Origin of the sequence: Amycolatopsis sp. VC5-11, from assembly GCF_037034185.1 — a bacterium.
Taxonomy (GTDB): Bacteria; Actinomycetota; Actinomycetes; order Mycobacteriales; family Pseudonocardiaceae; genus Amycolatopsis; species Amycolatopsis nivea.
Genome location: NZ_JBAGKF010000003.1, coordinates 161,701 through 182,666, shown reverse-complemented (window position 1 = coordinate 182,666; position 20,966 = coordinate 161,701). Strand labels below are relative to the sequence as shown.

Annotated in this window: 22 protein-coding genes and 1 pseudogene; 5 read left to right on the top strand and 18 right to left on the bottom strand. The window is 71.5% G+C overall.

What is annotated here, in order from left to right:
- Nucleotides 1-3 precede the first annotated feature (3 nt).
- Entirely contained in the window at nucleotides 4-504 is a 501-nt protein-coding gene (locus WA670_RS12355) for a L,D-transpeptidase (RefSeq protein WP_238605784.1), read from the bottom strand.
- 179 nt (nucleotides 505-683) lie between these two features.
- Here WA670_RS12355 and WA670_RS12350 point away from each other — a divergent pair, with 179 nt between their 5' ends.
- Nucleotides 684-860, top strand: coding sequence for a hypothetical protein (locus tag WA670_RS12350; protein WP_167753923.1), 177 nt, complete (start codon nucleotides 684-686; stop codon nucleotides 858-860).
- 25 nt (nucleotides 861-885) lie between these two features.
- On the opposite strand, the gene WA670_RS12345 is transcribed toward WA670_RS12350, so the two are convergent.
- On the bottom strand, nucleotides 886-2,436 hold the full coding sequence (locus tag WA670_RS12345) for a S53 family peptidase (RefSeq protein WP_336157749.1): 1,551 nt from the start codon (nucleotides 2,434-2,436) through the stop codon (nucleotides 886-888).
- A 138-nt stretch (nucleotides 2,437-2,574) separates the two neighbouring features.
- Here WA670_RS12345 and WA670_RS12340 point away from each other — a divergent pair, with 138 nt between their 5' ends.
- Entirely contained in the window at nucleotides 2,575-3,765 is a 1,191-nt protein-coding gene (locus WA670_RS12340; RefSeq protein ID WP_238605782.1) for an SGNH/GDSL hydrolase family protein, read from the top strand.
- Here the strand turns inward: WA670_RS12340 and WA670_RS12335 are convergent.
- The 4 genes from WA670_RS12335 to WA670_RS12320 form a co-directional block, all read right to left on the bottom strand.
- Complete coding sequence (locus WA670_RS12335) at nucleotides 3,752-5,050, bottom strand: MFS transporter (protein WP_238605781.1); 1,299 nt, start codon at nucleotides 5,048-5,050, stop codon at nucleotides 3,752-3,754. The two genes, WA670_RS12340 and WA670_RS12335, sit on opposite strands and share 14 nt — an antisense overlap.
- Before the next feature lie 79 nt (nucleotides 5,051-5,129).
- The gene (locus WA670_RS12330; RefSeq protein ID WP_336157748.1) at nucleotides 5,130-5,453 is read right to left on the bottom strand and encodes a cupin domain-containing protein; all 324 of its coding nucleotides are present in this window, start codon (nucleotides 5,451-5,453) and stop codon (nucleotides 5,130-5,132) included.
- 102 nt (nucleotides 5,454-5,555) lie between these two features.
- On the bottom strand, nucleotides 5,556-6,425 hold the full coding sequence (locus WA670_RS12325) for an LLM class flavin-dependent oxidoreductase (RefSeq protein ID WP_134727339.1): 870 nt from the start codon (nucleotides 6,423-6,425) through the stop codon (nucleotides 5,556-5,558).
- Nucleotides 6,426-6,439: 14 nt separating this feature from the next.
- Nucleotides 6,440-7,342: an alpha/beta hydrolase family protein gene (locus tag WA670_RS12320; RefSeq protein ID WP_134727338.1), complete on the bottom strand. Its 903-nt coding sequence runs from the start codon at nucleotides 7,340-7,342 to the stop codon at nucleotides 6,440-6,442.
- Nucleotides 7,343-7,471: 129 nt separating this feature from the next.
- On the opposite strand from WA670_RS12320, the gene WA670_RS12315 reads away from it, so the two are divergent.
- Nucleotides 7,472-8,065 carry a TetR/AcrR family transcriptional regulator gene (locus WA670_RS12315; RefSeq protein WP_442893097.1) on the top strand — a complete coding sequence of 198 codons (594 nt, stop codon included), beginning with the start codon at nucleotides 7,472-7,474 and terminating at the stop codon, nucleotides 8,063-8,065.
- A gap of 3 nt (nucleotides 8,066-8,068) precedes the next feature.
- Here WA670_RS12315 and ligD read toward each other — a convergent pair whose 3' ends face one another.
- A complete protein-coding gene (gene ligD, locus WA670_RS12310; RefSeq protein WP_238605777.1) occupies nucleotides 8,069-9,058 on the bottom strand; it encodes a non-homologous end-joining DNA ligase in 990 nt (329 codons plus the stop codon).
- A gap of 89 nt (nucleotides 9,059-9,147) precedes the next feature.
- Here ligD and WA670_RS12305 point away from each other — a divergent pair, with 89 nt between their 5' ends.
- A complete protein-coding gene (locus tag WA670_RS12305; protein ID WP_037811366.1) occupies nucleotides 9,148-9,489 on the top strand; it encodes an MmcQ/YjbR family DNA-binding protein in 342 nt (113 codons plus the stop codon).
- 73 nt (nucleotides 9,490-9,562) lie between these two features.
- Nucleotides 9,563-9,805: a hypothetical protein gene (locus WA670_RS12300; RefSeq protein ID WP_037811365.1), complete on the top strand. Its 243-nt coding sequence runs from the start codon at nucleotides 9,563-9,565 to the stop codon at nucleotides 9,803-9,805.
- Nucleotides 9,806-9,935: 130 nt separating this feature from the next.
- Here WA670_RS12300 and WA670_RS12295 read toward each other — a convergent pair whose 3' ends face one another.
- The 11 genes and pseudogenes from WA670_RS12295 to WA670_RS12245 form a co-directional block, all read right to left on the bottom strand.
- Nucleotides 9,936-10,520, bottom strand: a complete 585-nt coding sequence (locus tag WA670_RS12295; RefSeq protein WP_037811364.1) for a YbaB/EbfC family nucleoid-associated protein — start codon at nucleotides 10,518-10,520, stop codon at nucleotides 9,936-9,938.
- A 325-nt stretch (nucleotides 10,521-10,845) separates the two neighbouring features.
- Nucleotides 10,846-11,145, bottom strand: a pseudogene (locus WA670_RS12290) (type VII secretion target); the annotation flags it as partial.
- Nucleotides 11,146-11,152: 7 nt separating this feature from the next.
- A complete protein-coding gene (locus tag WA670_RS12285; protein ID WP_336157746.1) occupies nucleotides 11,153-13,213 on the bottom strand; it encodes a PPE domain-containing protein in 2,061 nt (686 codons plus the stop codon).
- 11 nt (nucleotides 13,214-13,224) lie between these two features.
- On the bottom strand, nucleotides 13,225-13,659 hold the full coding sequence (locus WA670_RS12280) for a hypothetical protein (RefSeq protein WP_134661780.1): 435 nt from the start codon (nucleotides 13,657-13,659) through the stop codon (nucleotides 13,225-13,227).
- Between the two features lie 50 nt (nucleotides 13,660-13,709).
- The gene (locus WA670_RS12275; RefSeq protein ID WP_134727333.1) at nucleotides 13,710-14,561 is read right to left on the bottom strand and encodes an ESX secretion-associated protein EspG; all 852 of its coding nucleotides are present in this window, start codon (nucleotides 14,559-14,561) and stop codon (nucleotides 13,710-13,712) included.
- 372 nt (nucleotides 14,562-14,933) lie between these two features.
- A complete protein-coding gene (locus WA670_RS12270; RefSeq protein ID WP_037811602.1) occupies nucleotides 14,934-15,620 on the bottom strand; it encodes a flavin reductase family protein in 687 nt (228 codons plus the stop codon).
- Nucleotides 15,621-15,748: 128 nt separating this feature from the next.
- A complete protein-coding gene (locus tag WA670_RS12265) occupies nucleotides 15,749-16,564 on the bottom strand; it encodes an FAD binding domain-containing protein (protein WP_037811355.1) in 816 nt (271 codons plus the stop codon).
- Entirely contained in the window at nucleotides 16,561-17,028 is a 468-nt protein-coding gene (locus WA670_RS12260; RefSeq protein WP_037811353.1) for a (2Fe-2S)-binding protein, read from the bottom strand. Before WA670_RS12260 ends, WA670_RS12265 begins: the two co-directional genes overlap by 4 nt.
- Nucleotide 17,029: 1 nt before the next feature.
- Nucleotides 17,030-19,282, bottom strand: a complete 2,253-nt coding sequence (locus WA670_RS12255; protein WP_336157744.1) for a xanthine dehydrogenase family protein molybdopterin-binding subunit — start codon at nucleotides 19,280-19,282, stop codon at nucleotides 17,030-17,032.
- Nucleotides 19,283-19,476: 194 nt separating this feature from the next.
- Nucleotides 19,477-20,010 carry a hypothetical protein gene (locus tag WA670_RS12250; protein WP_336157743.1) on the bottom strand — a complete coding sequence of 178 codons (534 nt, stop codon included), beginning with the start codon at nucleotides 20,008-20,010 and terminating at the stop codon, nucleotides 19,477-19,479.
- Nucleotides 20,011-20,064: 54 nt separating this feature from the next.
- Nucleotides 20,065-20,829 (bottom strand): sulfite exporter TauE/SafE family protein, encoded by a 765-nt coding sequence (locus tag WA670_RS12245; protein ID WP_037811348.1) that lies wholly within the window; start codon nucleotides 20,827-20,829, stop codon nucleotides 20,065-20,067.
- Nucleotides 20,830-20,966 lie beyond the last annotated feature (137 nt).

Genomic DNA, 20,966 nt, shown 5'->3' with positions numbered 1-20,966 from the left:
CGGTCACCTGTCCACCTCGACCTCGGCCCCCACCGGCAGCCGGTCGAAGAACAGCGCCGCGTCCTCGTCGGCGAGGTGGATGCAGCCGTGCGACGGACGGTCGAGCGGCCCGGCGTGGAACGCGATGCCGCCCGGGGCGAAGAACACCGAGCTCGGCATCTCGTCGCCGTACTCGTCGCTGCGGTGGACGCGGTCCTTCCACGCCACCCGGAACGTCCCGACCGGAGTCGGCTGGCCAGGCCCGCCCGGCTCCATCGGGACCGACCGCACCGCCCTGCCGTTCTCCATCAGCCACGCGCGCCGCAGCGAAAGGCTCGCGCACGCACCGGTGACCACTGAGCACGAGGGGCTCGGCGGGGTGTGCCGCACCGGCGGCGTCGGCAGTTCCGGCGACGGCGCCAGCGGCAGCCCGGCCGCCTGGGCCTCCGGTTCCGCCGGCGCTCCGCACCCGGCCGCGACCACCGCCGCCCCGGCCAGCACGATCGCGACGATCTTCCCGCGCATCCGTCCGCTCCCGCCTTTCGCTCCCCTCTCCTCTACGGGCGAGCGGAGCGAAAGGTTGCGAACGACGACGAACTCGCGGTGGACGGATTTCGCATCCGTCGCCACGGGCTGCCGGGGCCAGTGCGGATCGGCCTGCCCGATCCGCGGTGAGCAGCCACCGGCTTCGTAGTATCGACGGCATGGCTGACGATGATGCGAGCGATCCCGCCGCTCGTCGCGGATGCGCTCACACAGGCACGCTCAACGCGCTTCGCGAAGACCAGGTCGACCTCCGAGAAGAGATGCGACAGGGCTTCGCCTCGGTGAACGCCTCGCTCGGCCGGATCATCGAACTCCTCGACCGCGACAGCCAGTAGCGGCCGACCGGTCCCGACTGTCCATTCAGGACGCTTTACCTCCCAGAACCTTCTGCAGCGCCGCCCCGTCCGGCACCCCGAGCCCGGTGCACGCGTCCCAGCCGGCGGCGGCCGAGTACGCGCCGTTGCTGCCCTCGGTGATGTCGCGGAATCCCGGCTGCACCTTGCCCGCGCCGACACCGGCGTACAGCTTGCTGTGCACCAGTCCGAAGCCGCTCCCCGCCGACTGCGCCAGCCTCGCCAGCAGCGCCGACCACAGCGGCGAAACCGCGCTCGTGCCGCCGACGACGATCTGCTGTCCGTCGACCAGGACCTGGTACCCCGTCGCCGGATCCGCGTTGCCCGCCACGTCCGGGACGCCGCGGCCCGGTTTTCCGTCGCCTGCCCGAGCGGGCACGCCCGCGGCCTGCTGGTAGTCCGGCACCGGGAACGCGTCGCTCACGCCGCCGCCGGTCGACCCGCCGCCGGAGGTGTTCCAGACCGTCTCCGAGTTCACTGTGGACGGTGGGGTCCCGTCGAGCTTGGTGCCGCCGCAGGCGAGCGCGTGCGGGCTCGACGCGGGGAAATCGACGTGCTGTGCCCCGTCGGTCTGCCCGTCGGCGCTGCCGTTGTCGCCGGACGCGCAGCACACCGTCACGCCGAGCGCCGCGGCGTCGGCGAACGCCTGGTCCATCGCGGTGCGGGCCTGCGGCGTCCACTGGTCCTCGGACTGTCCCCAGCTGATGCTGACCGCGACCGGCGTCGGCGTCGCGTGCACCGCGGTGCTCACCGCGTCCAGGAAGCCCTGGTCGGTGTTCGGCGCGAAGTACACGACCTGCGCGGCTCCCGGGGCGAGCGCGCCGATCACCTCGATGTCGAGCAGCACTTCCCCGTCGGCCGAATTCGGGTCGCCGGTCGGCGCGTTCTTGCCGCCGTCGACCCCGGCCGCGGTCACCTTCGGTTCGGTGATCTTCAAGCCGGCGAAGTACTTCTGGAGATCCTCCGGCTTGTATCCCCCGCCGAGTTCGATGACCGCGACGGTCTGCCCGGTGCCGTCGGCGTCGGCCGGGAACCCGTACAGCTGGCCGACTTGGTCCGGGGTGTAGCCCTGTCCGGCGGCTTCCTTGTGCAGCCGGAACATCGCCCGCGCTTGCGGCCGTTCGTCGAGGCCGAGCACGGCGACGACAACGTCCCCGAGCGAGGCGGGCACTTCCAGTTCCCCGGTGCGCGCGGCGAATTCGCCGGACTCGCCGTGGCGGACCCGGTTCAGTTCGGTCTTGAACGCGGCCGTCATCGCGCGCGCCGGGCCCCGGACCGAGACGCGGCGCGATCCGGCGTGCGTGTCGGTGACGGTGAGCCCGGCGTCGGTGAGGACGGTACGCACCAGGTCGAGATCGTCGGCGCTGGCCCCGTAGCGGTCGGCGAAGTCCTCCGGGGCGAGCGGCTCGCTCAGCGCGGCCACATCCAGTTCGGCGCGGCGCCGCAGGACGACGGTCGCGGTGACGGTGGCATCCGCGTCGAGCGGGCCGAGCACCTCGGCTTCGGCCAGTGCGGGACGCAGACTTCCGGACAACGATACCCATTGTGATTCTGTCATCACTCTATGGTGAACCCCTTTCGGCTGGTCCACCACCGTCGTATCCCCCGTCCGGAGGCAAAACCTGTCCGGTTTTCTGTCGACCCGATGACCGGGACCGCGGATGCCGCGGCGCGCGGGCGCGCGCACAGTGTCTCCATGAAACGGATCCTGATTCTGGGCACGGCCGCCGTGCTCACGCTGGGCTCGGTCACCGCGTCGAGCAGCGCCGAGGGCGACCTGGCGGCGCACGGCTGGGTCGGCACGTGGGCGGCGTCGCCCGCGGCCGCGGTGGCGAACACGCCGCAGGGGTATCCGAACTACTCGATCCGCAACGTCGTGCACACCAGCGCAGGCGGGAATCAGGCCAGGGTAAGGCTTTCCAACGCCTTCGGCACCGCGCCGCTCACCTTCGGCCACGTGACGCTCGCCGTCGCCGCCGACGGTCCGCGCGCGGCCGGCGGCACGATGCGCACGCTGACGTTCGGCGGACAGTCCACTGTGGTCGTTCCGCCCGGGGCCGAGGTGCTGAGCGACCCGGCGTGGCTGCGCGTTCCGGCCGACGCCGACCTCCTCGTGACCACGTACGTGCCGACGCCGTCCGGTCCGGTCACCTACCATCCGCTCGCCCAGCAGACGTCGTTCTTCACCCGCGCCGGCGACTTCGCGGCCGAGGAGTCCGGCGCGTCCTTCACCGAGCAAACCGCGGTGTGGCACTACGTCAGCGAGGTCGACGTCCGCGGGCCCGCGCGCGGCACCGTCGTGACGCTCGGCGATTCGATCACCGACGGCGCGCACTCCACGCCCGGCGCGAACCGCCGCTGGCCGGACCTGCTGAGCGACCGGCTGCACGGACGGCTCGGCGTCCTCAACGCCGGGATCAGCGGCAACCGGCTGCTGCTCGACGGCGGCACCTCGGGGCGCAACGCCCTCTCCCGGCTCGCCGGCGACGTGCTGACCAGCGGCGACGTCCGCACGCTGATCGTGCTCGAAGGCATCAACGACATCCAGCAGAACCCGCACCAGACCGATCCGGCGATGATCGTCTCCGCGCTGCGGCAGGTCGTCGCGCAGGCCAAGGCGCAGGGCATCCGGGTCATCGGCGGCACGCTGACGCCGTTCAAAGGCTGGAAGATCTACGACCCGACGCTGGAGAAGACCCGGCAGGCGGTGAACGCGTTCATCCGGACCAGCGGGATCTACGACGGCGTCGTCGACTTCGACGCCGCCGTGCGCGATCCCGCCGATCCGCTCGCGATGCTTCCCGCCTACGACTCCGGCGACCACCTGCACCCGAACGACGCCGGGTACCAGCGGATGGCCGACGCGGTGCCGCTCACTCTGCTGTGACCGGCACCAGCGGTTTGCGCGGGAACGCCAGCACGGCAAGGAGGCTGAGCACGCCGACGCCCACCATGTAGAGCGACACGGACAACGACGTCCCGGTCGAACTCTGCAGCGCGGCCGCGATCAGCGGGGCGAACCCGCCGCCCAGCACCGCGCCCACGGCGTAGGCGAACGACGATCCGCTGTAGCGGAACCGGGATTCGAACAGCTCCGAGAACAGCGCCGACTGCGGTCCGTAAGTCGCGCCGAGGCCGACGTTCAGCACCGCCACCGCGACGATCAGCAGCCACGGCTGCGCGGTGTCCACGAGCAGGAAGAACGGGATCGACCACACGACCAGCAGCACGGAACCGGCGAGATAGACGGGTTTCCGGCCGACCGAGTCCGACCAGATCGCCGCCGCGACGATGCTCACCAGCCACACGACGCTGCCGACGATCACCACGACCAGCATCGTCGTGCTGGACAGCTTCAGCACCGAAGTGCCGTACGACAGCAGGTAAGCGAAGAAGATGTAGCCCAGCGCGGTGTTCGCGATGAAGCTGACCGCCGCGGCGAGCACCTGCTTCGGCCGCGCGCGCAGCACCTCCACGATCGGCAGCCGGCTCCGCTCGCCGCTGCTGCGCAGCTTCGCGAACACCGGGCTTTCCTCCACGCGCAGCCGGATCACCAGCCCGACCGCCACCAGCACGAGGCTGACCAGGAACGGGATCCGCCAGCCCCACGACCGGAAGTCGTCCGGGGACAGCGAGTTGTTCACCGCGAAGAACACCAGCTGCGCCAGAATCAGCCCGGCCGGGACACCGATCTGCGAGAAGGACCCGTACCGGCCGCGTTTGCCCTCGGGCGCGTGCTCGACCGCCATGAGCGCCGCGCCGCCCCATTCGCCGCCCGCCGAAACCCCTTGCAGCACCCGGAGAACGACGAGCAGCACCGGCGCGATGACGCCGGCCTGGTGGTAGGTCGGCAACACGCCGACGCCCGCGGTCGCGAGCCCCATCAGCACCAGCGAGGCGACCAGCATCGCCTTGCGCCCCACGCGGTCGCCGAAGTGGCCCCAGACGATCCCGCCCAGCGGCCGCGCGACGAACCCGACCCCGAGCGTCGCGAACGCGGCGAGCGTGCCGGACGCCGGGGAAAGCGACGGGAAGAACAGCTTGTTGAAGACCAGGGCGGTCGCCGTGCTGTAGGCGAAATAGTCGTACCACTCGATGGTCGTCCCGATCGCGCTGGCGAGCGCCACCCGCCGGATCCGCCCCGCCGTGTTCACTTCCTGCTCAAGCACCACTGCCGAGCCCCCTTCTCGTTCAGGCGCGTCATCTTGGCACGGCGGATCCCCTCCGGTCGACCACCGGAAGGCGGGCGCTTCAGCCGCCCAGCAGGGTCAACGACAACCGCGAGTCCGCGACCGCTTCCACCGCGTGCGGCATCGACGGCGGAAGGTGCACCAGCCCGCCCGGCCGCAGGTCGACAGTCTGCCCGGCGGCGGTGAGCCGGAGATGCCCGTCGAGGGCCTGCAGCAGGAGCGCGCGGGGTGCGCGGTGTTCTTTGAGGACGTGGCCCTGCTCGAACGCGAGCACGATGACCCGGACGCCGTCGGCGTCGAGCACCGTGCGGTGGCCCAGCTTTCCCTCCTCGACCGGGGCGAGGGCCAGCAGATCGTCGAGCACCTGCGGTGCGGGTTCGCTCATGGGGCCATTCTCGCGGAAACTCGGTTCCTCCCGCGGACGGAACGTGGACGCCGGGCTGAGCTGGCAGCTTCGGCTCCAGCGAGCCGCCCGCTGAGAAACCGCCTAACCCGCCTTGGCGATCAACTCGTCCGCCACCCACTGCGCGACCCCGGCCGGGTACGGCGTGGACAGCCCCAGCACGACGTGACTGAACCCGGCCTCCAGCGCCTCCCCGATCGCCGCCCGGGTGAGAGCGGGGTCGTCGTAGGACACCGGCAGGTGGATCGAGCGCGTGATCTCCGCCGGGTCGCGGCCGATTTCCGTGCAGTACTCGTTCAGCATCGCGTTGCGTTCGACGGCGTCCGCGATGTCCCCGCCCGGGATGTTCCAGACGTCGGCATGCTCGGCGACCACCCGCAGCGTCGCACGGGCCCGGCCGCCGATGACGAACGGCGGATGCGGGCGCTGCACCGGCTTCGGGTTGCCGAACGCACCGGTCAATTGGACGTGTTCGCCGGCGAAATCGAACGGCTTGTCCTCGGTCCACAGCTTCCGGATCACGGTGCACGCCTCGGCGAACCGGCCCACCGCGTCGCCGGTTTCCAGGTACGGCAGGCCGTGCGCTTCGTACTCCCGGCGAGCCAGCGGATGGCTCGGCCGGGAGCCGACGCCGATGCCGAAGTCGAGCCGTCCGCCGGACACGACGTCGACGGTCGCGGCGATCTTCGCCAGCATCGCCGGCGGGCGGAATCGGTTGCTGGTCACCAAAAGCCCGAGCCTGAGCCGTTCGGTCTGCGCGGCCAGCGCCGAAAGCAGCGTCCAGCCTTCGAAAATCGGGCCGTCCAGTTCTCCGGCGATCGGCAGGAGATGGTCGAACAGCCAGGCGTGCTCGATAGCCGGGATCGCGTCCGCCTCACGCCAGACCTGCTGGAGCGCGGCGTAGCTGGTCTGCATCGGCGCGGTCATGATGCCGAACTGCGGCTTCGTGGTCATCGCGGGAAGTCCTTTCACTCGTGTGATTCGACGCGGCCGAGCGGGCTGGCTTCGACGCCGGTCCAGCTGTCGTCGCCGGGAATGAGCGCGCTGCGGAGATACGCCGTGGTCAGCCGCTGTTGCAGCGCGACGCGTTCGGGGTGTTCGTCGGTGGTTTCCTTGGCCTCGTAGCCGGAGATGCCGCCGAGCGAGTGCTCCGCGCCGAAGAGCGTCAGCAGGCTCTTCTCCCCCGGGCTGAGCCGGTACGCGTCGGTGAACCAGTCCGGGCCGCGCACGGACAGCATCGAGTCGTCCTGGTCGCCCGCGACGATCAGCGCGGGCGCCTTCAGTCCGGTGAAATCCGGGCTCATGAACGGGAAATGCTCGGCAGCGAACGGCGACAGGTCCGCGCCGCCGACGCCGGTGACGGCGAACAGCACCCCGGCAGACACCCGCGAATCGGACAGATCCTCGCCGACGCTGCCGTCCGCCTCGACGATGCGCGCGCCCAGCAGCATGCTCGCCGACTGCGCGCCCCAGGAGTGCCCGGCGACGGCGATCCGGCTGTGGTCGACCCGCCCCGCCAGCCCGGGCAGCGCCGCTTCGACGGTGTCGAGCTGGTCGATGACGTGCCGCAGATCCTCGACCCGCAACCGCCAGATGACCGGCGTGCGCGGGTCGTCCGCGGGCAGCGCGCGGGTCCGCGAATCTAGGTGAGTCGGTTGCACGACAACGAATCCGTGCGCGGCCCAGTAGTCGGCGAGCGGGCCGTAACCGTCCAGGGACGAGCCGAAACCGTGCGAGAACACGATCACCGGCAGGTCCTGCCCGGCGGCCGGGGCGGACACGCGCACCAGCAGGTCCTCGCCGCGGCCCGGCGCGTCGAGCCGCACGGGCTTCACCGAGACGGCCGGAGCCGGGAGCTGTACAGCGGACATGGGAATACCTTCTTTCGCCGTCCGGGCACGAATGGGTGTGGTGGCCGAGGGCCCGGTCTGACATCATGAGCAAACGGAACGTTGCTCCGGTAACTATACGGAACACTGTTCCGCTTGTCTACCGGCGGCATGCGGAGGGAGCGGCACGTGGGCGAGAACGCGGGGGCCAGGGCGAAACGGGCGGACGCCCGGCGCAACGAGAAAACCCTGCTCGACGCGGCGGCGGCGGTGTTCGTCGAGTCCGGAGTGGACGCGCCGGTGCGCGACGTCGCGACCAGGGCGGGCGTCGGCGTGGGCACGATCTACCGGCACTTCCCCACCCGCGCGGACCTGATCATCGCGGTCTACCGGCACCAGGTCGAAGCGTGCGCCGACGCGGGCCCGAAGCTGCTGGCGGACAACGCGTCCCCGCACGCCGCGCTCGCGCAGTGGATCGACTTGTTCGTCGACTTCCTCGTCACGAAGCACGGGCTGGCCGGGATCATGCAGTCCGACCACAGCGGCTTCGAGGCACTGCACGCGTACTTCCTCGAGCGGCTGGTCCCGGTGTGCACCGAACTGCTCGACGCGGCCACGAAGGCCGGGGAAATCCAGACCGACCTGGAGGCGGTGCACCTGATGCGCGGCGTCGGGAACCTGTGCATCGGCGCGGAAGCCGACGACAGCTACGACGCGCGCCGGCTGGCCGGGCTGTTGATCACCGGACTGCGCGACGCCGGGTGACCGCTACCGTGCCGGAACCTCGACCTCGTCCGGACGCCGTTCCGGCCGCAACCCCCGCCACGCCGTGTGCCGCAACCGCCCGTCCCCCGGGGTGAGACGGCGGTACACCACCTCGCCGACGACCTCCGGGTTCAGCCAGTGCGCGCCGCGCGCCCGGTCCCGCGGCACCTGGTCGGCGAACGGGCTTGTCTTGCGCTCCAAGGGAACCAGCTGCGCCTGAAGGTCTTTCAGCATCGCGTCGGTGAAGCCGGTGCCGACGTCCCCGAGGTACCGCAGCTCCCCCGACGCCGGGTCGTGCGCGCCCAGCAGCAGCGCGCCGATCGTGCCCTCGCGCCTGCCCTGGCCCGCACGCCAGCCGCCGACGATCACCTCGGTCGTCTGCACCAGCGGATGCTTGAGCCAGTCCGGACTGCGCCGTCCCGGGTGGTACCGCGACGTGCGGGCCTTCACCATCAAGCCTTCGAGCATCATTTTCCGCGCGACGTCCAGCAGACCGGCCGGCGTCATGCCGTCGGCAGCGAGATCGCGGTGCCGGTACCAGGGCGTGATCGCGACCAGCTGCCGGTCCGGCGGTTCGATCTCGGCGAGCCGCTCGCGGCGTTCCTCGTACGGCGCGTCGAGCAGGCTTTCGCCGCCGAAGCTCAGGAGATCGAAGGCGAAGTACGCGACCGCCTGCCAGGTGCGGTTCTGCAGGAGCCCGAAGTCGGGGCGGCCGTGCTCGTCGAGCGCGACGATCTCGCCGTCCAGCACCGCGGGCCGTCCCCCGAGCGCGTCGCCGAGCGCGCCGGCCAGCTGCGGGAACCTGGTGGTGAAGTCGTTGTCGTTGCGGCTGGTCAGCAGGGTGCTTCCGTCCGGGGCGACGCGCATGGTCGCCCGGTAACCGTCCCATTTGAACTCGTACGCGTACGCCGGGCCGTCGCGCAGCGTGCCGCCGTCGGGCGACGCCAGCATCGGCTCGATCGCGGGCGGCATGCCGCCGGCCACTTCGGACATTCGGGCACCTCCGCGCACCACCGTAAGCCGAACCGCGCGGATCCGCCGCCGTAAGATGGCCGGGTCCACGACGGAGGGGGCCGGGACCGGTGCCGAGCAAGGATTTCGAACGGATCATCCGCAAGCTGCGCGAGGTCGAACGCGGCAGCGGCCGCGACTACACGTCGTTCAGCGTGCGCGGAAAGCGCTTCGGCTACCACTGGCCGCGCACGGACACGGTCGGGCTCAAGCAGACCATCGCGGAACAGCAGGCGCTCGTCGCCGAACGGCCGGACGTGTTCGAGGAGCAGTTCACGTCCGGCGGATTCGGCTGGGTGGTGGTGCAACTGAGCGGCATCGAGGCCGACGAACTGGCCGAACTCGTGTACGAGGCGTGGCGGCTGTCGGCTCCCGAGGACCTGGCGGCCGAGGTGCCGCTGCCGCAGCTCTGACTATCCGGCATGACCGGTAACACGGTGCCGGGGCACGGCGATCTTCTTCGTGTTCAGGCGGAGGGGGTCTGCGGTGTCGCGGCGGTCAGTGCAGGTGCTGGTGGCGTTCGGCGTGCTGGCCGTGGGGGTGTTCCTGGTGTGGCAGCCGCTTTTCTCCGCCGGACCCCGTCGCGAGTGCGGCCCGGGCCAGGACTCGCCCCCTTCGTGCGGCCCGGCCTACGCCGACCCGGCGGAGTGGGGCAAGGTGCTGGTCGGCGGCGCGGTGCTGGCGCTGCTGTACCTGCGCTATCTGGCCGACCGCAAACAGGTTCTCTGACCTCGGCGTCCACATCGGACAGTCCACACAGGACAGTGCGCGGGTCTTGACGTGCGTGAGGGGAACCCTGAAGGAATCTGATTCCCTGAGGGTTCCCCTCACGAACGTCTGCGCACCTAAGCGCCAGGACTCACCAGGGGTTGTTGTCCTGCTCGTCCGGGTCGATGCCGCCCGGACGGCGGCCCGGCGGCGGCGCAGCGGGCCCGCCCGGTGCGGGCGGCGACGCGGGCGGACGGGCCGCTCCGCCTGCCGGGGGCGGCGACGCGGGCGGCTCCGGCTGCTCGTCCGGGGCGTCGGTTTGGTCGGCCGGGTCCGGGTCGGGGTCCGGGAAGCGGTTGCGGAGCGAATCGAGCATGACGGCGCGCGTGTCCGGGTCCTCGTCGCCGAGGCTGCGGCCCATGACCTCGGCCACCCGGTCGGTGATGCCCGACTGCGCCTTGCGCATCGTCTCGAGCACCATCCTGGAGAGCTCCTCCGGCGGGATGGTGCGCGTGCGGGAACTGAACACCAGGTCCGACACGACCCCGTCGGCCCCGACGGTGACCTTGACGGTCCCGTCCGGGCTCGTCGCGGTCAGCCGCAGCTGCTCGGTTTCCTGCTGGGCCGCCGCGTAGCGCTCCGCCTTGCGGGCGAACCCGGCCGCCCATTCGTCCATTCGCCGGATTGCGTCGTCGGGGTCCCTGATCAGGTCGCCCAGCCCACCCGCGCTGGTCATGCTTTTCGTTCTCCTCGAATCCCGTCACCCGCGCCGCTGCGGGCGGGTCTAGTCCTCGCCGCGACGGGCGGGGCCGTCCGTTGACGGTACCCGCCCGCCGCCGCGCCGCGAGAGCGCCACCGTTTCGTTACGTCTCGTCCGGCGCGACGTCGACCCGTTCCTTCGGCTGCAACGGTTCCGCGCTCTCGTACCGCGCCTCCGCGGGCATGGCGTCCCGGGTGAACGGCACGTTCTGCCCGGTCGGGGCCTGCACCCCGCCGACCCGGAAGCGCTCCTTGAGCTCCCCGCTGTCGGTCTTGCTGAGCATCCCCTCGGTCGCCACCTTCTTGAAGGGCTTCGACTGGCCTTCGTCGCCCTCCTGGTAGGACTTCGCGGCCGTCCGCACGTTGTCCGCGGTCGCCTGGACGCCCTCGATCGCCCCGCTGATCGCTTCCTTCGCCTTCTCCCCGGTCGGGTTGATGATCGGCGGGAGGAACGCGCACAGCAGCCCGTACGCGTCGTCGGACATCGCGTAGTCGGCCGCCTGCGCCGCGGTGTTCAGCCGGTCCACCAGGCCGTCCAGGTGGCTCGCGTGCGCCACGAGGTCGTCGGGTTCTACGCGGAACCCCTGTGCGCCTCCGCTCATCGCCGCCTCACTTCCAGTCCTTGTTCTTCCAGTCGCCGATCACCGGCGGGGCGACGACCTCGTCCGGTGCGAAGAACGACGGGTCGTCCGCCTCGACGAAGCTCGCGACCTTGTGTTCCTTGTCCTCCGGGCCCTTGCCGCCCTTGCCGCCGCCCATGGCTCCCATGCCGGGAGCGCCGGCCGCGCCCTTGCCGCCCGCGGCTCCCGAACCGGAACCGCCGCGCCCGGCGACGCCCTCCTCGGCCGGGCCGGAACCGCCCGCGCCGCTGAACGCGCCTCCGGAGCCCGGGCCGCCCTTCGCGCCGCCGAGCCCGCCCGCGCCGCCGCCGAGCCTGCTGCTGATGCTCTCGCCGTTGACGCCGCCGACCTTGCCGATGCCGCCGAGCTTCTCCCCGCTCGGACCGGTGCCGCCGCCCGGGAACAGCGGTTTGCCGTCCGGGCCGATCTTGCCGGGGTTGAACGGCTTGATCCCGCCGGGGCCCTCGGGGATCGAGGGCTTGAACGGCTGCGGCTTGTACGGGTTCGACTTGTACGGGTCGCCGTCCTTGCCGGTCGGCACGGTCGGAATGGTCGGGATGGGCGGCTGGGTGAAGGCCGGGCCGCCGCCCGGGTTGCCGCCGCCGGGGATCGGCGGGATGTTCGGCGGGGTGAAGGTCGAGCCGCCGGGCCCGCCGCCGCCCGGGATGGGCGGGATGTTCGGCGGGGTGAAGCCCTGCGCCTTCGTCGAACCGGGGTCGCCCGAACCCGGGATCGGCGGGAACGACCCGCCGGGGCCGCCGCCGCCAGGGCTTCCGCCGCCAGGGCCGCCCTCCGGGATCTTCAGCGACGCCGGGTCGAACCTGTGCTCGGGCTGCTGCCCGCCGGGTCCGCCGGTGACGCTGCCCGGGCCGCCGCTTCCGCCGCCGTACGGCTTGCCGTCCGGTCCGATCGGCCGTCCGTCGGGACCGATCGGCTGCCCGTTCGGGCCCACCGTGGTGCCCGCCGGGCCGATCGGCTTGCCGTCGGGACCCAGCGGGCGCCCGTCCGGTCCGATGAGCTGCCCGTTCGGGCCGACCGTGGTCCCGGGCGGGCCGATCGGGTTGCCGTCGGGGCCGATCGGGCGGCCGTCCGGGCCGACCCGCACCCCGCCCGGAGCGCCCGCGCCCCCGCCGGGCTTCATCGGGGTGCCCTGGATCGTGGGCCGGAACCGCTCCGTCTCGGCGGGCAGCTTCGGCGGTTCGGCGAACCGCGGCGTCGCCACCGCGCCGCCGATGGTCTGGTCGTACCGCGTCATGATCTGCGCGGCCTGCTCGCGGGCGGCCTGCTGGTCGGTGAAGGTCTTCATCGCCGAGGAGTAGGCCAGGACGTACGCGGTCGGGTCCTTGATCGTCATCAGGACCTTGTTCGCGTCCTGCGCCGAGAACTGCACCGGCGGGTTGGCGTTCATCGCCTTCTGCGTCTCGTTGAGCGCCTGCGAGTGCACCTCCTGCTGGCGCCCGGTGAGCGTCGCGCCCTGCGCGGTGGTGCCGAGCCACTTGCCCACGTTCGCGAGGTGCACGCGCGCCGCGTCGCCCGCGTCGCCCTTCCAGTTCGAGGTGCTCGCGTTGATCGCGTCGCCGAGGTTCTTCTGGTGCGTCGCCAGTTCGTTGCCGAGGCTTACCCACGCCTCCGACGACTCGGCCACCGCGGCCGGGTCCGCGTCCGTGGTGATGGCCTGGATCATCTGCTCGTGCGTCGCGTTCTTCCAGTCGGTGCTCGGCGCGGCGCCCGGATCGCGCATCTCGAGGTCTTTGCCGAGATGTTTCTTCGATTCTTCCAGGTTCCGCTGGTACATCGCCTGGATCAGCTGGTCGCGCGCCTTGCCCTGGACGTTCGGCAGCAGCCAGCCGTTGAAAATGGCGTCGATCTTGGTCGTCGCGTCCTCGCGCAGCTGGTCGCCCGAGGCCACGTCGTCCGGGCGGACCGGGCCGATGTAGTACTTCGACGACGGGTCCAGCGTCGGGTTGTAGAGCGCGGTGTTGCCCGGGTCGTAGTCCGTCGAGGACGGATCGGAGACGGACTCGGCGGTCGGTGCTTTCTGGTCGGCCACTGGTCTCCCCTTCAGCCCTGTTCCTCGGCGGTGCGGTGGATGCGCTCGAAGGCCTCCCGCGAGCTGTGCTCCCGCTCCTTGTAGTTCTTCTTCGCGAGCTTGATCGCCTCGACGTAGGTCGGGAACTCCCGGTGCGCCGCCTGCAGCTGGGTGACCAGGCCCTGCTGGTCGCGCGCGGTCTCGGCCATGTGCTTGCTGACGAACATCCCCGCCGGGCTCTTCGACATCGCCGGCACCCCGGCGATCTTCTCGATCAGGTGCACGTGCGCCTCGAGCGCGTCGAGCACGCCCTGGAGCGCGGCGATCATCTTGTCGCCGGTGCTGTCGTCCACCGCGAACGATCCGCGCTCGGCCAGCGTCTTCAGCTGGCGCGCGGGCAGCGAGAAGCCCACCGGGGCCACGGGGGCCGTCCTCGCTTCCATCGCCATCGGTGCCTCGTCGGTCATCGGGACCTCGTTCTCCTCGTGAACTGTCGCCGCTTGCAAGGGGGGAATGATCAGTAAACCTCGGAAACCGCCTGCTGCACGGCGCGCTTGAGCTCGCGGCTCCCGGCGGGCACGTACTCCGCGGTCAGGTCGCCCGCCTCGCTGACGGCCGACTTGATCAGGTAGCGGCCGTCGGCGGTGTCGAGCCACCCGATCGGGGCGCCGCCGCGCCGCTCGCCGTGGCGGCCCCAGCCGCTCACCGCGATGTGCCCGCCGCCGAGCCGCGGCTGCGCCAGCACGCGTTCGAGCACCTCGACCCCGCCGGGGGCGGTGCGGGAGACCCGCGGGTCCGGGCGGCGCGGCTGCACGCGCCCGCTGACCTCGATCATCCCGAACGCGTCGGTCTCTTCCTCGTCCTCGGCCGCCTCGGCCCGCCGGCGCGCGGTCATCGCGGAGACCTCCTGCGAGGCCGCCTGGCGGATCGTGTGCGCGCCGGTGCTCGCCGGGCGCGCCTGGGGCAGCACGCCGGCGATCACCTCGACGAGCTCCTCGTCGTCGAAGAGGGAGAACAGCAGCTCGTCGGTCTTCGGGTCCTGGGTGATCCCGAGCGCCTGCCTGCCGTCGGTGAGCGCGACCACCGCGATGTCCGCGCCGAGCCCGTCGATCCCGCTGACCGCGACCGACACCCGCGGCTTCGCGAGCAGGTCGAAGGCGGTGCGCACGTAGGGGCTCAGCTCGTCGCCGCTGGAGAGCCTGCGCGCCTCGATCGCGTCGTTGACCACCTTCGCGACCTGGACGTACCGGTCCGGCTCCGCGGGCACGGTACCGATCCGCAGCGGGAACTGGCGGATGTTCCCGCCGGTCGCCTCCCCGATCACCAAAGCTTCGACGACGTCGAGAACGAACTCGAACCTGTCCGCCATCCCGAGGGCATCCTTCCCACAGCCGGGTCGGGCACGGCCGCTCCGGCGCCCTTGCGAGTGACGCCGAATTGCGTTGCCGTGCCTGGGATTCGCAATGGGGAAAGACTATCAGTCCGGCAGGGGGCGGTGATCACCACGGGGACGGCTGCCCCAATGTACCGAGGGCCGTGTCCGAAGAGACACGACCTGCGGTTTCGCCGCGCGCGCCGCTTGACGCGCGACCCGGGAGCGGCGGAAATTCCTTGATGCGAGAAAGCTGACAAAAGGCCGCCGCGGATCGCGGCGGCCCCTTGCGGTGCCCGGTTTTACCGAGTTGTTCGCCTGTTCTTCGCCCTCGTTTCGCCGGGTCGTCGCTCCACAGTGGACACGGGGTCAGGAGACGCCGCGCGCCCGTTCGATGTCCGGCGAGCGGTACATCCGTTCCGGGATCCGCGCGAGCGTCGATTCGTGCACCTGCGGCCCCAGCCCGTACAGCTTCTGGAAGCTCATGATCAGCGGCCGCCACGCGTCCGGGTCGACGTGGTCGTCCGTGCCCGGCGTCCGGATGTCGTCGTGCACGAACACCCGCTGCACGCGCACTTCCAGCCCGACGATGCCGCCGCGCTGCGCCTCGTCGTCCTCGGCGAACGGGTGCACGGATTCCAGCACCGCTTCCATCGCGACCGGGCACTCGGCGACCCGCGGCGGCGCGACGGTCTCGGACGGCACCGGCGTGAGCCCGGCGCGGCCGAACTTGTCCGCGACGTGGAAGTAGCCGCGCTCTTCCTTGCGCGGCGGCACCGGATCGGACCCGGTGGTCAGCGCCAGCCGGTCCACCGCGGCGGCCATCGCCGAGGACGGCAGGTTCAGCACGCATTCGCGCGTGCGCAGGAGGTTGAGCGTGGTCTTCGAGCGGGCGCCGAGGCCGAGCATCGCGCGCCAGCCGAGCCAGAACGCCGACGACATCGGGGCCAGGTTGGCCGAACCGTCCTCATTGGACGTCGAGAGCAGCACCACCGGGGTGCCGAAGTAGAGGATGCCGGGCTCGATCGCTGTGTGCGCGGGAAAAGTCGTGTTCACAGCGCCCAGTCTGGCCACCGCCGCCGGTCCGTCGCTGGCGGAAATCAGCCGTCGCTTTCCCGGCACGGAAAGCCGTGAAGGACTCCTTGGGGGAATCAGATTCCCCCAAGGAGTCCTTCACGGACGGGTCAGGCGATTCCGGCGGCAGCGAGAGCGCGGCCGGTGAGGACTCGCGCGAGGTGCCGGCGGTACTCGGCCGTGGCGTGCGGTTCGTCCGGCGGCGAGGTGTCCTCCGCGGCCAGTTTCGCCGCCTCCGCCGCGGTCGCCCCGTCGGCCAGCGCGCGTTCGGTCGCCGACGCCCGCAGCGGCGTGCCGCCCATGTTGATCAGGCCGACCGAACGCCCGGCGACCGCGACGCCGACGATCGCCCAGTCGATGGCCCGGCGGGTGAACTTCTCGAAGCCCCAGCCGAGTCCGGCCTGGCTCGGCAGCCGGATCTCGGTGAGCAGTTCGTCCGGCTCCAGCGGCGTGGTGAACGGCCCGAGGAAGAACTCCGCGGCCGGGATCCGCCGCTCCCCCCGCGGTCCGCGCGCGACGAGCGTGCCGTCCGCCGCGAGCACCGCCGCGGGCAGGTCGGCCGCCGAGTCGGCGTGCACCAGCGACCCGCCGATCGTCCCGCGATGGCGCACCTGCGGGTCGCCGACCGAACCGGACACGTGCGCGATCAGCGGCGCGTGCTCGGCGAGCACCGGGTCGTGCTCGAGATCGTGGTACCGGGACAGCGCCCCGATCACCACCTCGTCGCCGTCGGTCCGGACGAACTTCAGCTCCCGCAGCGGCGCGATGTCCACCACGACCTCCGGCGCGGCGAACCGGAGTTTCATCAGCGGCAGCAGCGAATGCCCGCCCGCGAGCAGTTTCGCGTCCTCGCCGTGCTCGGCGAGCAGTGCGAGCGCCTCGTCCACAGTGGACGCGCGCCGGTAGGCGAACCCGGCCGGGATCACTGCGCCACCTCCTGTCCGGACGCGTCGATCACGGCGCTCACGATGTTGTGGTAGCCGGTGCAGCGGCAAAGGTTGCCCTCCAGCGCCGCGCGGGCCTCGTCGCGCGTCGGCTTCGGGTTTTCCTTCAGCAGCGACACCGTCGCCATCATCATGCCCGGCGTGCAGAACCCGCACTGCAGGCCGTGCTGCTCGCGGAACGCGCGCTGCACCGGGTGCAGCCCCTCGTCCCCGGCGAGACCCTCCACAGTGGTCACTTCGTGCCCGTCCGCCTGCGCGGCCAGCACCGTGCAGGACTTCACCGATTCGCCGTCGAGCAGCACCGTGCACGCCCCGCAGGACGTGGTGTCGCAGCCGATGTTCGTGCCGGTGAGCCCCGCGGTGTCCCGCAGGTAGTGCACGAGCAGGGTGCGGTCCGGCACCTCCTGCTCGACCGTCTTCCCGTTCACCTCGATCGAGACCCGCACGTCAGTTCGCCTTCCTAGCGTCGTTCAGGGCCGTCCACACCCGCAGCGGGGTGGTCGGCATGTCCAGGTGCCGCACGCCGAGGTGGGCGAGCGCGTCCACCACCGCGTTGTGCACCGCGGGCGTCGACCCGATGGTCGCCGCCTCGCCGATCCCCTTGACCCCCAGCAGGTTCCGGGTCGTCGGCGTCTCCATGTCCACCAGTTCGAAATCGGGCAGCTCGGGCGCGGTGACGAACGAGTAGTCGGCGAGCGTCGCCGTCGTCGGGTTGCCGTCCGCGTCGTAGCTCATCACCTCGAGCAGCGCCTGCGCGATGCCCTGGCCGAGCCCGCCGTGCCGCTGGCCGCGGAAGGTCAGCGGGTTCACGATCGGGCCCGCGTCGTCGAGCGCGACCAGCCGGCGGACCTCGACCTTGCCGGTCTCGGTGTCGACCTCGACGACCGCGAGGTGCGCGCCGAACGGGAACGTCGGCGCGCCGTCGCCGAACCAGACGTCCGCGGTGAACCCGTCGGCCTCGGCGGCGACGCGGGCCCAGTCGAGCGTCGTGCTGGACGGCGCGCCGCGGACCTGCCACACGCCGCGTTCGGCGTCCAGCTCCAGGTCGTCCGGCGCGGCTTCGAGCAGTTCGGCCGCGACCTGGCGGGCCTGCGCCACGACCTCCTCGGCCGCCTGCCGGATCGCCGAACCGCCGAGCTGCAGCGACCGCGAACCGAACGTGCCGATCGCGCGCGGGACCTCGTCGGTGTCGCCGTGCCGGACGGTGATCTTGTCCAGCGGCACGCCCAGCTGGTCCGACAGCAGCATCCCCAGCGACGTCCCGAGCCCCTGCCCGTGCGGGGAACTGCCGGTCCACGCGGTGACCGAACCGTCCGGGTGCACGTCGACCCGGCCGCTCTCGCCCGACGCGTCGCCGCCGGTGATCTCCACGTATGCCGCGATGCCGAGCCCCAGCGCCACCGGATCCCCGGCGGCCCGGCGCTTCCGCTGTTCTTCGCGCAGCTGCGCGTATCCCGCCGCGTCGAGCACCTTGTCGAGCGCCGCGGCGTACTCGCCGGTGTCGTAGGAGCCGCCAGTCGGTGTCTGGTAAGGGAATTCCTCGGGACGGATGAAGTTGACCCGCCGGACGTCGGCCGGGTCCATGCCGATTTCCGCGGCGAACAGGTCGATCGCGCGCTCGACCGCAGCCGTCGCTTCCGGACGGCCCGCGCCGCGGTAGGCCGCGATCGGCGTGGTCGTGGTGACCACGCCGCGACTGCGCGTCTGCACGACCGGGAACCGGTAGACGCCTGGGGCCATCATCTCGGTGAGCGTCGGCAGGAACAGCGCCCGCGGGTACGCACCGGTGTCCTGGAGGACGTCGAGCCGGTACGCCAGCACGGTTCCGTCGCGCTTGCCGCCGATGGTGACGGTGTTGCGCTGCGCGCGGCCATGCGTCATCGAGGTGAGGTTCTCGCTGCGCGATTCGGCCCACCGCACCGCGCGTCCGGCCTGCTTGGCCGCCCAGGCGAGCAGCACCGCTTCCGGATCCGCGCCGATCTTCGCGCCGAACCCGCCGCCGACGTCCGGCGTGATCACGCGCACCAGGTCCTCGCCGATGCCGAGCCCGCCGGCCACCATGCTCCGGCCGATCTGCGCGTTCTGCGTGGACAGCCACAGCGTGACCCGCCCGTCCTCGCCCCACGCGACCGCCGCCCCGCGCGGCTCGACCGGGGCCGGGGCCACGCGCTGGTTGAGGATTTCCTCGGTGACGACGACTTCGCAGCCCTCGAACGCCGAATCGTCGAACTCCTCCGGGCCGTTCGTGTGGACCACGTTGGTGCCGTGGTCCGGGAACACCAGCGTCTCGTCGGCGAGCGCGGTGTCGAAGTCCGCGACCGCGTCCAGCGGGTCGTAGTCCACATCGACCAGTTCGGCGGCGTCGGCGAGCTGGTACCGCTCCTCGGTGAGCACCAGCGCGACCGCCTCGCCGACGTACCGCACGACGTCCTTCGCCAGGTACGGCTCGGCGACGGGCCCGGCCTTGCCCGGCCCGAGATCGAGATCGGCCGCGGTGTAGACCCCGACCACGCCCGGCGCGGTGCGTGCTTCTTCGACGTCGATGCCGACGATCCGCGCGTGCGCGATCGGGCTGCGCACGAAGACCGCGTGCACGGCGCCGTCCAGCGCTTCTTCCTTGAGGTCGTCGACGTACGTTCCGCCCGCGGTGATCAGCTTCTCGTCTTCGACGCGCACCACCCGGGTGCCGACAATGCTCATCTGTCCTCCTGCTCGGGTACCCCGCCGACTATGCCCGCATGTGCCGCCCCGCGTCAGCCCGAACGGGTCTGCCACGCCGAAACCGCGGTGCGGGAGAGTCTGCGGCGGCGTGGCGGAAGATAGCGCACGAGCCGGATCGGGTCGGCGGCTGAGGCAGTTCGGTGATCACCGGGGCGCGGCAAGCGGCTTCCGCGTCACCGCGGGTCCGCCGCTGGGACTCGCTCCTCGAACCAGGTCCGGAGCGACTTCAGCGTGCCCGCGATGTTCTGACCGGCGAGGTGCTCCAAATAGGCTCTGCGCAGCGGGAGCTGGCCGCGCAGTTCACTGTCCTCAGGAGGCAGGAACTGCTCCTCGGCCCAACGGACCTCTGCGAACGTGGTGAAGATGCCGCTCTTGCCAGGCCGCAACGGGAAGCGCATCGCACCAGCCACCTCCGTGAAATCGACCAGCTGGCGGATCGACCGGTTCACCGCATAGCGGGACCCGGCCATATGCCGAGCGCTGTAGCCCGGCATGGTGTCGCACCAATCGGACAGGCCCCGCACCCGAACGAGCGCCTCCACGGCTCCGCCGTGAAGGAGAAGTCCCGCCTCCTCGCGGGTCAGCCCGTCCTCGAAACGTTTGCCGTCGAACGCAGCGAGATCTTCCCGCCACCGATCGTGTGCGCGCTGGAGCAGCCGGAGTGCTCTGGCGGCGGGGACGTAGTCAACCTCGGTTGGCTGAGTCATTTCGGCACCCCTCCGTCTTGTCCCCGCAGTCGCGGCCAGGCATCCGCCTGTTGCTCAGCCCGAGTAAGCCTGCCAACCCAGCACCACCGCCAAAGAAAGCCCGCCCAGTCCGATCGCGATGCGCAGCGGCGTCGCGGGCAGGTAGCGCACCAGGATCGAGCCCAGCCACGAGCCCGCGACCGAGCCGAGGCACACCGCGATCGCCGCGGGCCAGAAGACCTTTCCGGTGAAGGCGAACACCAGCGCGGCGATCAGGTTCGCGGTGCCGGTCGCGATGTTCTTCGCCGCGTTCGTGCGGGCCAGCGACTGGCTCCACACCGTCGTCAGCAGCGCGAGCATCAGCACCCCGGCCGCGGCCCCGAAGTAGCCGCCGTACACCCCGACCAGGAACGCGGCGATCCCGGTGAGCGGGCCGATTCCCCGGTGCTCGCTGTGTTCGGCCATGCGTCGCAGCCGCGGACCGGCCATCAGCACGACCGACGCGCCGCCGATCAGCCACGGCACGACGACGGTGAACGCGTCCGGCGAGCTGACCAGCAGCACCAGCCCGCCGCACGCCCCGCCTGCCGTGGTGATCAGGCACAACGGCAGCAACCGTCGGCCTTGCCCCTTCAGCTCCGGGCGCGCGCCGACCGCCGCCCCTGCGGTCGTGCCCAGCATCGCGACGGTGTTGGTCATGTTGGCGACGACCGGCGGCAGTCCGGCGGCGAGCAGTGCCGGGTACGACACCAGCGACGCCAGGCCCGCGGTCGCGCCAGTCAGCCCGGCCCCGACCCCGGCCAGCACGAGGAGCAGGAATCCGCCGGGGCCAGTGATCACGTTGTCATCTCAACATGCCGTCCCCAGGCGCCCGCCAGCCGGGCCGAAGCTCATCGGCGCAACGTATAGGGCGTTATACGACATTGTCCGAAACCGGACGGGATCGGCCGGGAGGGTTGCCCGGCCGCCGCAGAGAA

Bases quoted from the DNA above. Each gene is read 5' to 3' on its own strand.
- WA670_RS12355 (WP_238605784.1), bottom strand. From the start codon at position 504: ATGCGCGGGAAGATCGTCGCGATCGTGCTGGCCGGGGCGGCGGTGGTC.
- WA670_RS12350 (WP_167753923.1), top strand. From the start codon at position 684: ATGGCTGACGATGATGCGAGCGATCCCGCCGCTCGTCGCGGATGCGCT.
- WA670_RS12345 (WP_336157749.1), bottom strand. From the start codon at position 2,436: ATGACAGAATCACAATGGGTATCGTTGTCCGGAAGTCTGCGTCCCGCA.
- WA670_RS12340 (WP_238605782.1), top strand. From the start codon at position 2,575: ATGAAACGGATCCTGATTCTGGGCACGGCCGCCGTGCTCACGCTGGGC.
- WA670_RS12330 (WP_336157748.1), bottom strand. From the start codon at position 5,453: ATGAGCGAACCCGCACCGCAGGTGCTCGACGATCTGCTGGCCCTCGCC.
- WA670_RS12325 (WP_134727339.1), bottom strand. From the start codon at position 6,425: ATGACCACGAAGCCGCAGTTCGGCATCATGACCGCGCCGATGCAGACC.
- WA670_RS12320 (WP_134727338.1), bottom strand. From the start codon at position 7,342: ATGTCCGCTGTACAGCTCCCGGCTCCGGCCGTCTCGGTGAAGCCCGTG.
- WA670_RS12315 (WP_442893097.1), top strand. From the start codon at position 7,472: ATGCGGAGGGAGCGGCACGTGGGCGAGAACGCGGGGGCCAGGGCGAAA.
- ligD (WP_238605777.1), bottom strand. From the start codon at position 9,058: ATGTCCGAAGTGGCCGGCGGCATGCCGCCCGCGATCGAGCCGATGCTG.
- WA670_RS12295 (WP_037811364.1), bottom strand. From the start codon at position 10,520: ATGACCAGCGCGGGTGGGCTGGGCGACCTGATCAGGGACCCCGACGAC.
- WA670_RS12280 (WP_134661780.1), bottom strand. From the start codon at position 13,659: ATGACCGACGAGGCACCGATGGCGATGGAAGCGAGGACGGCCCCCGTG.
- WA670_RS12275 (WP_134727333.1), bottom strand. From the start codon at position 14,561: ATGGCGGACAGGTTCGAGTTCGTTCTCGACGTCGTCGAAGCTTTGGTG.
- WA670_RS12255 (WP_336157744.1), bottom strand. From the start codon at position 19,282: ATGAGCATTGTCGGCACCCGGGTGGTGCGCGTCGAAGACGAGAAGCTG.
- WA670_RS12250 (WP_336157743.1), bottom strand. From the start codon at position 20,010: ATGACTCAGCCAACCGAGGTTGACTACGTCCCCGCCGCCAGAGCACTC.